The organism is Echinicola sp. 20G (genome assembly GCF_015533855.1).
Taxonomy (GTDB): Bacteria; Bacteroidota; Bacteroidia; order Cytophagales; family Cyclobacteriaceae; genus Echinicola.
In genome coordinates this window covers 2,513,717-2,527,626 of record NZ_AP024154.1, presented here as the reverse complement: position 1 = coordinate 2,527,626, position 13,910 = coordinate 2,513,717, and the positions used below count along the sequence as shown (strand labels likewise).

The window sequence follows — 13,910 nt, the reverse complement described above, 5'->3', positions numbered from 1 at the left end:
GAGGGCAATGCAGAATGAACTTGTAGCATTATTACCCAAACTGTGGAATCCTATTAAAAATTGGGGAGAGACACTGTCAATTCCACAAAAAATAAAAAAGCGCGATCCATTGGACCGCGCTTAAATTTATGTACAATAAACCCATTCAAATCTTATAACGAGTTAATGTCTAAAAACATTCACTCCATCCAATAAATATTGGTGATATTTTTCCACATCATAAATGGCACCTACTGGTTTTATCAGAGGCTGCTCCTCTTCTCCCAAGACCACATAATATGGCTGGGAATTAGAATTGAAGTTTGCTGCCTGAAAATCTGACCACTTTTTACCGATTGTTTTGATTGTCTTCCCACTGAAATCTGACACTTTCCATTCAGATTCAGGTAATTCAGTTTTATCATCCACATACAGCTGGATCAAGACATAATCGTTTTTCAATGTCTCCAGCACCTTAGGGTCAGACCAGATACTTGCTTCCATCTTACGGCAGTTTACGCAGGCATGTCCTGTAAAGTCGATCAGCACAGGTTTTCCTACCTCTTTGGCATAGGCGATTCCCTCCTCATAGTCAAAGAAGGGCTCTAGATTTAAAGGAGCATGAAACAGCTCACTGTACTTTCTATCTGCTTTTTCGTGTTTTTCCTGCGAAGAAAAACCTCCTCCTAAGCTGGCTGTGTACAGATCAAAATCCTGGGTATGCTGAGGTGGCAAAAAAGCAGAAATTGCCTTCAACGGTGCTCCCCAAAGTCCAGGAATCATATAAATGGTAAAGGAAATGATGATCACACTCAAGAAAATCCTTGGTGTGGACAAATATTTCAACTCACTGTCATGGGCAAACTTGATCTTGCCCAATAGGTAAAGTCCCATCAAACCAAAGATCACAATCCACAAGGTCAAGAACACTTCCCGATCGAAAATATCCCAGTGATAAGCCAAATCTACATTGGAAAGGAACTTCATCGCCAAAGCCAACTCCAAAAAGCCCAATACCACTTTTACACTGTTCAGCCAACCTCCAGACTTTGGAAGGGACTGCATCCAAGAAGGAAAAATTGCAAACAAGGTAAATGGGATTGCCAGTGCTATGGAAAAGCCCAACATCCCCACTGCTGGACCTAAATAGGCTCCAGAACTAGCTGCCTGTACCAACAAGGTTCCAATGATCGGCCCCGTACAGGAAAAGGAAACCAATGAAAGGGTAGCTGCCATAAAAAACAGTCCCAATAGTCCACCATTATCAGATTTGCTATCCAGCTTGTTTGACCAGCTGTGCGGAAGTGTCAATTCAAAGGCCCCAAAGAAAGAAGCCGCAAAAACCACCAAAAGCAAAAAGAACAGGAAGTTAAAGATCCCGTTCGTCGACAGTGCATTCAAAGCATCAGCACCGAAGATAATGGTGATAATCATTCCCAGCCCCACATAGATAAAGATGATGGAAAGACCGTAAAAAGCGGCTTTCCCGATACCAGAAGCCCTGCTTTCTGACTGCTTGGTAAAATAGCTGATCGTCAGAGGAAGCATGGGAAAAATACATGGCATCAACAATGCCGCAAAGCCCCCAAGAAGGCCAGCAATAAATATCCCCCATATAGAACTCGCCTCCTTTTCCTCAGTCTCTTTTACAACAGGCTTTACTTCTTCTTGCTTTACAACAACAGCTTCTACTACCTTTTCCGTTTCAGGTTCACTTATTACTATCTCTTCAGGAGCTTCTTCTTCAGCGGCTTTTTGTGGTTCAGGCTGTTTCTCAGGGGCATTTTGCACCTCAGTCTTTGCCGTTTCCACTTTAGCTATAGGCTTTTCCTCCACCTGTTTTTGTGCTGCTGGTTCAGCCGCCTTTTTTTCTTCTTTTTTGACAGGAAGATTTGCTTCAAAAGGAATGCTCAACTCTACCTCATTGGGAGGAAGGCATTGAGTGTCGTCACAGACCATAAAGGCTACTGTACCTTCAACACTTCCTTTTGCCTCTTTGGCTATGATCATCTGCTTGAAAATTGCCTTGTCACTGAAATACCGAACATCCATCAAGAACATGTCGTCATATTTCTCAGTAGGTTCAGTTACTTCCTTCATCTCTCCTTCAAGTTCAAAAGCAGCGCTTTCATTGAAAGTAAAGCTAGTTGGTACAGGACCTCCCTCATCAATATGCTGAGAATACAGGTGCCATCCAGCATCGATTTTGGCAGTAATGATCAGCTCCACCTTGCCATCTTCTTTCGCATTGCTCTCAACTTTCCAGCTTACAGGTTCAAGGATCTGCGCTTCACTGATGAAGGCTGTAAAGAGCAGAAGTAGTAGTAATTGTATCTTCTTCATTGAATCAACTTTTTTTCGTTCTAGGTATCGGCTTAAAATCTACTAGTGACACATCTGGACTGATATATCCTTCTTTGATAGGTTCTTCCTTTACCAAATCCGTACTCAAGTATTTCTTATTACTGTCTGCAAATACAGTAACGACAGTAGCTTCGCCGCCCATTTTTTGCTGCTGTTTGATAGCCGCAATCAAATTGGCACCTGAGGAAATCCCTACAGCTAAGCCTAAAGTAGTCGCTAGCTTCTGAGCCATTAAAATGGCATCACCATCGTTTACCTGGATGATTTCATCCATCTCCTCCAACTTCACGATACTTGGAATAAACTCATCCGAAATCCCTTGGATTCTATGACTCCCTACCTTATACCCTGTAGTCAACGTCGGAGACTCAGCTGGTTCCATAGGGTGAATTTTTATCGATGGTTTGACAGCTTTTAGGTAGCGCCCAACTCCACCGACTGTTCCACCTGTACCCACACCGGCTACAAAAGCATCTACCTCTTTATTGATATTCTGAAGTTGTTTGATGATCTCCGGGGCAGTAGTCTTTTGATGAGCCTCCAGATTATAGTGATTGTCAAACTGTCTTGGTAAAAACACATTCGGATCAGCAGCTCCCATTTCCTCAGCCATTTGGATGCTTCTCAAAAAGCCCCCCTCCTCTTTGCTCACTAGGATGATCTCTGCTCCAAGAGACCTGATGATGTCCACACGCTCTTTGCTCAGCCAGTTTGGCATGATAATCTTCACCGGGTGACCAAGACTTCTACCAATGGCTGCAAAAGCAATACCTGTATTGCCTGAAGTGGCTTCCACTATGGTATCTCCTGCTTTGATGTTACCTGTTTCGTATGCACGTTGGATGGTATAAAGCGCCATCCTATCCTTAATGCTTCCTGTAAGGTTATAGTGCTCACATTTTACATATACAGTACCTTCTTTCCCCTTATAGTTATAATTCAGGGCGATCATTGGCGTGTCTCCCACCATTGCCCAAAGCTCACTGATCTTAAGGCAAGGAAGGCATTCTGTTTGATTGAAATCTTCTACTGCTATATTCATGGGTGTATATTCTGTAAAAATCAAAAAATAGTCCAATAGGACTATTTTTTGATTAGACTGCAAAGATATTACTTTTTTAGCAATTCTAGAAGTTGCCCCTTTAATTCTGGGCTTGAGGGCCTTATAGCGTCTGTAGTGACGATATTTCCGTCCTTATCAAAGATCATAAACCTCGGAATACCTTTGATTTCATAGTTCTTGACCAAGCCTGATTGCCAAGCCTTATCTGCGATCAACTGAACCCCTTTAAGCTCTTTTTCTTTGACGAATTTCTTCCACTTCTCTTTGTCTTTTTCTACATCAATGGAAATGCTCAAAAATACGATATCTTCATCATGAAGCTCTTCTTCCAATTCTTTCAAGTAGGGAATTTGCTTAATACATGGCCCACACCAAGTAGCCCAGATATCCACATAAACAATTTTTCCTTTAAAGGAATCAAAAGCAACTAAATCTCCATTGATATCCTCATACTCAAATTGAAAACCTGGCTGACCTACTTCACTGAACAATTTTTTCTCTAATTCTACAATAAGAGCCTTGCTCTTCTCCGAAGTCATATAAGGTCTCGCATAAGACATGGCTTTTTCATATTGACCGCTCTGAAATCGTGCTGTAGAAAAATAGCTCCTGTAATAAACGTCCTTAAGCGCTGGATCTTCAATTCTAGTGTTAAATCTACTTAGGTCATTGATATCCTTAGGTCTTTCTTCATCCTCAGCCAAAATAAAATCATACACCAAAGAATAATTAGACATATAAGCCAGCCCATTCCATAATTTCAAAATCTCCGGATTTGAAAATTTCACTTCCTTTTCCCAATTATTATAGAAATCAGGATAATCCTCTTTGGTAGGCTGGTAAGTTCTAGGGTATCTAAAAAAGGCACAAGCCTGTTCCTCAACGTCTGCCTGAATAGATAGTTTCATCAATCTGTCAAAATCTTCATCTCCCGTATTGACCTTTTTCTTTAGGTCTTCTGCTTTTACTATCACTTCATTTTCTACAAGGGGAAAAAACTCCTTATACCCTTTTAAGGTACCTCGTCTGTTAATATCAAACATTTTGGTAACAACTGTATTCCATTCTGTCACCAATTCATTATGTCCCAGATTTTCTCCAGCCAAGTCATAACTTTCCTTTTCAATGTTCAAGTCTAACTCTACCCCATTTTCCAAATAAAACCTCAGCATGTTTACATTGTTCGTAATGCTTAGGTGGTAAAAACCAGCTTCTTCTATTGGTAAAATAAAACCAAACTCTCCGTTTTCATCCATTGTGGTCATCGAAACCGTTTCCAGTTTTCCCTCCACTACTCTTTGAAGGTTGATTTCTTTGTACTTGAGATCATAATCTACTTTGCCTTTAATCATGGCAAACCCCTCTATCTCGTTTGACCATGCCACTGTATTGGCTACGAAATAAAGTAGTGTCAAAATGCAAATTAGTTTTTTCATAAATTTTACTTTTTAAAGAGATTTTTAATGTTCTATTGAGAGACAGTAACCTGTCTCATTTGATCTTCTGCAAGAATTCTCAACAGAAAATCTTCATTATCTTCATTCATCAATGCTATCCTATTTTCGGCAATCATGAGATCCTCTACATTGTAATCATTGATCATCATAATTTTATGGCCTGGGATGATGCCTTCATTACTCGCCCTTGTTCCTCCAATCACCTGTTTCACTTCCAATTCATTTTGCTCATTGAAATGCAATATCATTCCTGCCAGAACAAAGTCAGTCGGTCTTTTATAATTTTCGTTGGGCTCCAAATAAAGCTTGTGATGTAACCGATCTATGGTCACATTGAATTTCTTAATAAGCTCTAGTCCAAACGATCCGGCATCGCTGTTCCATTTGCCTTTATCTGGATCCTCCGCTTGCAACGAAATCAGTAAATTCTGCAGCTTATAACCACCTATTGTGGCATAATCCATGTATCCCATTTTTGTAGGCGTAGCCACTCCCATGCTGTAATTGGTAGAATAAAACTCTGCCTTAAAACCATCTTCTAGATTTTCCTTACCTACATATGGACCGAAAAAAATCATGTTATAGCCTGCCCCAGTATCAAATACCATATTTGCAGTAAGTTCTTCCTCCTTATTATCCAAAAAATAATTTATCGGTATGACAGGTATGCCAGAATTAAAATCCACAGGAAGCACCTGATCTTTCTTATTTGCTTCGTAAGAATTAAAGTCATAAAGTTCAATCATCCCCTTGTCAAAGTCCATCCTAGTGGTAAAGTTTCTAAGGATTCCACCACCAATAAGCCCATCTGCTCTTCCTGACATTCCTGGAAAAACAACCAAATTTTGATTTTTCAGTTCAAGGCTATCATTAAGGTGAACGGTGTTGTTCTTGGAGAACTTCACCCTGGTCTTTCCCCCTACCACAGCCGTTTCACGATCTTCTGTGTTTTTTATGCCAATTCTTTTTGCAGCATTCGGACTCAAAGCCATTCCATCTGCTCCTGTATCAAAGATCATAGTCAGGAAATCAGGACTATCATTTAATTTAAGCTGGACAAGCATTTTCCCTTCCGCCAACTCAAATGGAATGGAAGCTACCAATCCCCTGTCAGTGTAGCGATCGAGTTTGTAAAGCCTATCAAAAAAATCAGTATAAATTAACAATCCGTTTTTATCATAAGCCAAATTACCTCGCTTTCCCCCTCCTTTCTGATCTTTTACAATCACCTCAGCCAAAGCGATGTCTTTCTGAGTCTCTTTTTTTATGAAAACAATGTCGTTGATTTGGGGGTACACTTTTACAATACTCTCCAGCAGATAATCTCTCGTATCCCCTCCGTAAACCCCTATCATAAAATCAGGTGCAATCAAGGCCTTTATTGCTTCTAAGTCACGCGACTTCATCGCAGCTTCAAAGGCCTCCACAGATTTTATTATTTCCTTCTTGCTCTGGGCATTTCCAGAATATCCCAATAGAAAAACACAGAAAAAGAGTAACAGGGCTTTGGTCAATCCATATTGTGCTTTATTTCTTCCAATATATTTCATTAAATCTATTGGCTTTTTACTTTTTATTTTATTCATTTTAGCGTTGGTCAAATTGGATTTTTGAAAGCGTACTTATTTAAAACTTCGAATTGCCTTGAAAACTTGAACGCCACAAAAAATAAAGGCTAAATCGATTGGTTCTTTTTATAATGTTTATTTCGAAATGATTTGATCTTATTCGCTGATTAATCAATCCTATATTAAACAGGAAGAAGTTAACACCTTAATCGGCAAACTTCTTCCTGCTCAATACTTTTCATGTACTTGAAGATTTAAGAAAGTCCCTCCATGGTTCCGCATATGAAGAAAGAAAGTATAAACCATTTTTTTTTGGAGGGACTATTTATCACCTTTTACCTGCTTCTATAAGCTATGCCCGTAATCTTTCCAAAACCTTCCAGTTTTGAATCGAATACAATCTGTCCATTTACAGCAGGCACTTCATAAAACTCTAAGCTACCAGTACTTCCTTCAGGCTTTGAAGGATCATTTAGTGCTACAATCAACTGACTACCTACCGGAGAACTGGAGTTAAATTCCATATGGGTAATTTCTCTTCCGGCCATATCCAACATTTCATGTGCTACCTTAGAGGAAACATCATATTCATAGATTTTGCTACCAATATTGAAAAACAGGTAACCAAAATCAGGTTGTATCGCGAAATTTTCAGCTTGCTCAAAACCGGGAACAGAAATTTCCTCAAAATACACCTGTCTAATATTTCTATTTCTCTGAAGCATTCTGGCAATATGGTAAGTAGTTCCATCTTTTAGAATCGCAAATGCCTCTCCATTATTATAGGTGGTGTAGGTCATGAAAACCAGGTCCATGCCTATGTTATAGTCAAACAAAGTAGCATTATTTGGCATCACAGCAGCCTCCAAATTATTGGCGCCAAGATGTCTGAGAAATCTCTTATTATCTTCGTCAAAAAACACAGAATGTGTAATTGAACCCGGTCCTGCCGAAACAAATTCGGAAGCCTTAAAACTTGTTGATTCATTTGCTACCTTATTGACAGGGGCACCATACTTAACTTGGTAAGTTCTGTAGTAATAATAAATATTATTGTCTTTAACCATAAAAGACACATACCCCCCTTTAGAGTAGATTTTATCAGCATTCAGCTTAGCTGGGAAATTAGCAATTGCTTCATAGCTCAATCTCAAATCTTCTGACCAATCAAATGTTTCCGGATCGATTTTGGTTGTACCTGTTCCTTCACTGGTTACATAAACTCCATAAAGAGTCGGATCATAGCCATAGCAATACACAAGCCCAGGAGCCCCTTCTAAATGAAGACTTGAACCAGTATATCCTAATACGTCTGGAATAACCTCATACTCCTCTTCAATTAAGGACGCCATATCCAACCTTGCTTCACCAGCGACATCACTCATCACCAACCAACCTTCATACACTGAACTTTTTACTTCTACTTTAAAATCCCAAAAGAATTCCACTCCGGTTTCCTTATCTAACACCCTATAGTGGGCATCATATTCCCCTGGAGGCACCGTTAAGTCTACATTCAAGTCTTTTTCATAACCGAGAATTTTTTCTTTATCTCCTACCAAACCGCCGACTCTATGTAGTACCCATTCATACTCATAATGCTCAGGATCACCAGCCTGATCTAAAGTAAAACTAAGTTCTGGTTGAATTTGAAAAATCCTACCTTGATAGGCCACATAACTGCTGTCGATTCCCTTAATACCAATTTCATTGATATCTGTATATTCATAATTTCCCAAATCTTCATAACACGATGTCATTAAAACAGGAAGGGCCAATAAGCATATATATATAATTATTTTTTTCATGTTAAATTTCTTTTAGATATAGACACCCATTTCCATTTCAGTACCATCCTCATCATAAATGGTATTGCCCAAAGCTTTCTGTTCATCCAGGTACCTTTTCATAGCAATTCCAAAATATTGATTTTGAGATAGAGATACATTACCCGTATAAATCAGTGGATCAAAACCTAATACATCCACCATCAAGAAAAACTTCTTGGCTGAGAATTTACCCAAGTACGGTTCAAACCAATATTGAGGTTCTTGAATCACTCCCGTTAAATAAATATCAAGATCCACATGGCTCAATTGGGCTTCACCATATCGATCTATATAGGTGGTCATTTCTGTTTTAAAATGATCGTCCGAAAGTAGTTTTAATTTAAGTACTACTGTATCTTCCGCTATTTCTTCAGTTTTAATCAACCTTATATCGATATTAGAAGAAACTTCACCTGCTGGGATCACATGGTCATTGACAAACTCAAAGTCCACTCCTTCTTGAGCAGTCGTTCCTTGACTTAACTCTACTGTAAAACTTCTTTCCTGATCCTTAACTAACCCTAAAACCTTAACTGGAATACTGATTATAGTATCAGTGAAAGTTTGAGGGACTAAACCTACAGAATAAAATAGGCTATCAGTATCCGGGTTAACAGATGTACCTTCTGTGGACATGGAGAAGTAAATACTGTCCTCATTCTGAAAAGTATCTAACTCATCCTCCACACAGCTCCAGCAAGCCACAATGGCCAATAATAGATATATATTTTGAATTAACTTTTTCATTCTTGTCAGGTTTCTAGTTTCTAAACTCTAATTCTGATAGTGGCAAAGGAACCACATAGGTGCTCTCGTCCATCGTCTTGTTGGCCGTATTCGATGAGCCGTTTGGAATGGAGCTGACATTATGTCTTTTGTAATAAAAGAACAACTGGCCTTCTCCGAAGAACTCCTTCCTGTACTCCTTCAGGATCTCGTCCTGGATATCCACACCTTCGTTCAGGTCCTGCAAGCCCCTGTTGTACCTTACCGTATTCAAGTAACCCAGTGCTTTCCCTGGATCAGTGTCCGCCAAGGACTCCGCTGCTATATAATACATCTCTGACATCCTGATCAATCCCAATACATATTTAAAGCTTGCTGTTGAGTTATTGATCTGACCTGGCTCATTGTACTTGTTGAATGTCTTGAAGGAATGGTTGCTGCCCAATACCCATGAAGAATTGAAGCGGTAATCATTTTCATTGGTCTCAAAGGTCTGGTCAAGTCTCCTTGGCCTAGCATACAAAATTTTGTTCTCCTGTAAACTACTGTTGAACAGGCTATTGAACCTGCCGTAAAGGTTCATGTTATAGGTCCCGAAAAGAATCTCAGAAGAGAACACCATATCAGGGGCATCAGGAGTGGACAATACAGCCAAAGGATCTGTCCATGGGAACCACTGGCTTGCATTTTCGATCACCCATTCAGCTGATTCCAGGGCTGCCTGATCATTACCGGCATACTGATATGCCCTTGCCTGGAGTGCCTTCACCGCATAAAGGTTCATCCTGAAGTTCCTGTACCTGAAAAAGTTGATTTCCCCATCCGGTGATTCCGAAAGCATCGTCCCGTTTTCAACGATTGGATCTCCGGAAAGGTAATCCCCCGCCATCTCAAGGTCAGCCAACACTTTGTCCATAAACAAACTCCCGGCAATCAGCGGGACAGCTTCCTTTTCCACTGCATCGTAATAGGGCAACTGGTACGCATCCATGCTTTCCCCCGGTACACCTCCAAAGATCCGCAGCATGTCAAAGTGAAGGAATGCCCTCAAGGCATAGCTTTCTCCCTTGACCAGATTTTCTTCATCCTGGGGCAAAACACCCGGATACTTCTCCAGGCCATCCAGAAGCGCATTGATATTCAAGATGTTCACATAGGCCCTGGTCCAGATGCTTTCAAACTTGGTCATCACGGGCTGCTCATCGTACAAATAGTTTTGGTACGAATACAAGGGTTGGTCACTATTCGGTTGGTTGTACCGCTGTGCTAATGCCTCTATAGCACCCAAAGTAAGGTCCTCTCCATAAGCACGGTTATTGTTCAGTTCCAGATAGATGCCGTTCAAAGCATTTTGTACTCCGACTTGAGTTGAAAATACCTGGCTCTCCAAAAATTTGTCCATGGGCTGTACATCCAGATAATCATCACATGAACTGGTCATCCACACTGCACAAACCCCTACTATATATTTTATGATTCCTTTTTTCATCTTGTGTCCAATTTAGAATGTTGCGTTTAACGAGAATGAAACTGTTCTGGCAAATGGGTACGAAGTTCCACGCTCCACCTGAACTGTAGACAGTCTAAAAATGTCATTCATAATGGCATTGACCCGCAATCGGCTAAGTCCCATACTTTTTAGAAAATGACTATTGGCATTCCACTGGTATCCTACAGAAATGGACTCTCCACTTAAGCTGTTTTCTTCCTGTACAAACCTAGAAGACATTGGAGATGTAGAAGTCAAGCTGATGCTTTTAAACTGGCTGATATCACCAGGCTGCCTCCATCTCTCCGTAAGTGCACGTCTGTCTTGGTTTAACAAGATCCCACTGCTTGAGATATTTTCCACTTTGGAGTATAAAGCATTATTAAATACATCCGCACCTATTTTGTACCTCATGTACACATTCAACAGCCAGCCTTTGTAAGAAACATTAGTACTGATAACTCCTTGAGAAAATGGTCTTGTATTACCTACTCTAACAATGTCAGCTGGGTCATATTCAAAAGTACTTTCTCCATTTTGTTTAAGGAAAACTTCCTTCCCAGTAGCTGGATCTATCCCTAAAGATGGTACTGCCCAAATGTCTGTAGGGCTATAGCCATCTCGGTACCTTAAAAAACTATTGCTTTCTAATTCTTCATTGTTTAAGCTCTCCAGTTTGTTATCAAACTCGGCGTACTTTTGATTCGTAAAACTGCCCATCCAGCCAATGGTCCAAACCACTCTTTCACTAGGTCTGAAAATTGGAGAATAACGAATATTGGTTTCAATCCCTTTGGCATCCATTTTACCAATATTCATTGGGATACCTGTAATTCCGGTTGAAGCTGGTTGATCAATCACCACAATCAAAGGATCCGTGATTTTTTGATAAGCATTTACATATCCTGAAAGTTTGTTGTTAAACAAACCAAAGTCGATCCCTACACTGATATTTTGAGTTCTTTGCCACTCCAAATCAGGATTACCCAAAGTAGAAAGGTATATACCTTGGCCAAAAATATTTCTCTCTTCGTCGAAGTTATAGACCGAAACAGAAGTGATGTTTCCAAAGCTTTGGTTACCGGTAACCCCAATATTTCCCCTCAGTCTCAAAGTACTCACTTTTGAATTTTGCTTCAAGGAAGGCTCATTGTGCAGATTCCAACCAGCTCCTACCGCCCAGAATGGGGAATATGGATTGTTTCTACCAAATGTTGTTGAACCATCTATTCTATAGGTAGCATCGAATAAAAAGCGCTGATCATAGGAATAGTTGACACTGGCTAATCCATTCACCCTTCTAAAGTCACGGTATGCAGCGGAAGGGTTTGAGTTGGGAAGATAAGAAAACGCGAAGGCAGGGTTACCTACTGCTCCAATTGGGAAGCCTACTGCTGTAAATGACTTTCTCTCATTGCTTTGATTTTGAATTTCCATTCGACCATTAGCAGTGATACTGTGCTTTCCACGTACCTTGGAATATATGGCCATGACGTTTCCTCTATAAGTAAAAGAAGAGTTTTGGCTATTGTCATACCTTCCTTTTTCCAAAAAGTCCGTGTTATCAAATTGGGTATTTAATGGACTAACGAACACCTCTGACTCATTTTTACCTCCTGAGAGTTGACCCATCGCCTGCAATCTAAAACTTGGGGTAATATTATACCTTAATTGGATATTATTCTGAACATTAAAAGTCCTGGTTTCATCATACTGATTATCCAAAAGCGCATTGTACAACGGGTTAGCTACTACCCCACGAGAATATCCCTGTACATTGCCATCTTCTAGGTACTTGTCCACTCCCCCATCTTCATTGTACTTCCTAAAATAAGGGTTTGCATTTACGAAGGTTGAAAAGTTACCATAAGGTGATTCTTTGGCCAATGATCCATTAACAAATAATTTGTTACTGATATTGAACTTTCCTTTTCTGTAAACCAAATCCACCGCTCCCTGCCAAGTTTCGCGGCCTGAACCTTTCATCACCCCTTGCACATTTCGGTAGTTGGCAGATACGCCAAAGCGCAACTCATCCGTACCACCATCTGCATATAGGGTATGTGAATTGGTAAAACCAGTTTGCACAGGCTCAGATAACCAATAAGTATCCACTCCTCTTCTTACTTCCGCCAAGCGTGTGCTGTAGAGTTTATCCAGTTCCAGTTGCTTTACTGGATCAGGTGTACCACCATTATCGAAGGGACGATACCTTCCTGAAAGTCGCTCAAACTCTAGTTTTTCAGCGGCATTCATCATATTGTAATCACTCAGATCTGGCATATCCACTCTAAAGTCACCTGTATAAGAGAGTAATATTTTCCCCACTTCTGGTTTTTTGGTTTCTACCACCACCACGCCATTGGCTGCATTGGAACCATAAAGTGCTGTAGATGCCGCATCTTTCAAGATCGTAATGGATTTGATTCTATTGACATCCAAATCCACAATGGTTCTTAGTGTAGTTTCAAAACCATCCAGTACAAATAGAGGTTGGTTTGGATCAGAACCAAATTCGTCTCTCAAGTCCGAGGTAGAAATACTGGTTTTCCCCCTAACCTCAATATTGGGAAGTACGTTAGGGTTAGAGCCTAATTCATTATTTTCCAATACAGCAATGGATGGATCCAATGATCTAATCGCTGTAATGGCGTTTCCGTTGGAAACTTGCTTTAAGTCATCTGTATCGAAAGTGGCTGCAGCACCTGTAAAGCTATCTTTCTTACGCTCCACAACTCCAGTCACCACAACTTCATCCAGTCCAGTTACACTTACTTTCATGGAGACATTGATTTTGGTTTGATTCCCAACCACAATTTCTTGGGTTTCATATCCCAGAATCCTAAATATCAACACAGTCTCCTCATCGGGAACCAGCACCCTATACTTTCCTTCGATATCTGTAATATTGGCTTGGGTTGACCCTTTAAGTTGTACAATCACACCAGGTAAAGGCTGCCCTGTTTCGTCCTTGACGACACCGGTTACTTCCTCCATCTCCCTATCCAACTTTACCGGACCTGCAGATACTTGTAAATTTTTATTGCTTTTGTTAGTGGTTACTTTTGGTTTGAGTACAATTGTTTCATCTACTATTTCAAAGGTTAATTCTGTTGTTTTTAATTGTTTATTCAGTAGTGCTTCTACTGAGATGGACTTTTCATCTACCTTCAACCCTTTGATGGCATCTACATCCTCTGGGCTGTAAAAGAACTGGTAACTGGTTCTTTTTTCTATCTCTTTGATCAGAGATCTGAGCTCAATATTTTTGAAATGAACGTCTTTAAGCACCTGTGAATTCACTGCTGCAGATACGTTGACACAAAACACCAAGGTTAGAATAGCGGTTAACTTCATAACTTTTGGCCATAAATCCCCTTTTAAGGGATAATCCTTTAAATTTTTCTTCATAAATTGTTAGTGGAATATTAAACA

Annotated in this window: 8 protein-coding genes; all 8 read right to left on the bottom strand. The window is 40.1% G+C overall.

Features of this window, described 5'->3' with window-relative positions:
• Nucleotides 1–162: 162 nt before the first annotated feature.
• On the bottom strand, nucleotides 163–2,322 hold the full coding sequence (locus JL001_RS10615; RefSeq protein ID WP_200976059.1) for a cytochrome c biogenesis protein CcdA: 2,160 nt from the start codon (nucleotides 2,320–2,322) through the stop codon (nucleotides 163–165).
• A 4-nt stretch (nucleotides 2,323–2,326) separates the two neighbouring features.
• The gene (locus JL001_RS10610; protein WP_236252775.1) at nucleotides 2,327–3,385 is read right to left on the bottom strand and encodes a PLP-dependent cysteine synthase family protein; all 1,059 of its coding nucleotides are present in this window, start codon (nucleotides 3,383–3,385) and stop codon (nucleotides 2,327–2,329) included.
• A gap of 68 nt (nucleotides 3,386–3,453) precedes the next feature.
• Complete coding sequence (locus JL001_RS10605; protein WP_200976058.1) at nucleotides 3,454–4,842, bottom strand: TlpA disulfide reductase family protein; 1,389 nt, start codon at nucleotides 4,840–4,842, stop codon at nucleotides 3,454–3,456.
• Between the two features lie 32 nt (nucleotides 4,843–4,874).
• Complete coding sequence (locus JL001_RS10600) at nucleotides 4,875–6,449, bottom strand: aspartyl protease family protein (protein WP_200976057.1); 1,575 nt, start codon at nucleotides 6,447–6,449, stop codon at nucleotides 4,875–4,877.
• 317 nt (nucleotides 6,450–6,766) lie between these two features.
• Nucleotides 6,767–8,239 (bottom strand): PKD-like family lipoprotein, encoded by a 1,473-nt coding sequence (locus JL001_RS10595; protein WP_200976056.1) that lies wholly within the window; start codon nucleotides 8,237–8,239, stop codon nucleotides 6,767–6,769.
• 12 nt (nucleotides 8,240–8,251) lie between these two features.
• On the bottom strand, nucleotides 8,252–9,007 hold the full coding sequence (locus JL001_RS10590; RefSeq protein ID WP_200976055.1) for a DUF4843 domain-containing protein: 756 nt from the start codon (nucleotides 9,005–9,007) through the stop codon (nucleotides 8,252–8,254).
• 13 nt (nucleotides 9,008–9,020) lie between these two features.
• Nucleotides 9,021–10,475 carry a RagB/SusD family nutrient uptake outer membrane protein gene (locus JL001_RS10585; RefSeq protein ID WP_200976054.1) on the bottom strand — a complete coding sequence of 485 codons (1,455 nt, stop codon included), beginning with the start codon at nucleotides 10,473–10,475 and terminating at the stop codon, nucleotides 9,021–9,023.
• 12 nt (nucleotides 10,476–10,487) lie between these two features.
• Nucleotides 10,488–13,886 (bottom strand): SusC/RagA family TonB-linked outer membrane protein, encoded by a 3,399-nt coding sequence (locus JL001_RS10580; RefSeq protein WP_200976053.1) that lies wholly within the window; start codon nucleotides 13,884–13,886, stop codon nucleotides 10,488–10,490.
• Between the last annotated feature and the right edge of the window lie 24 nt (nucleotides 13,887–13,910).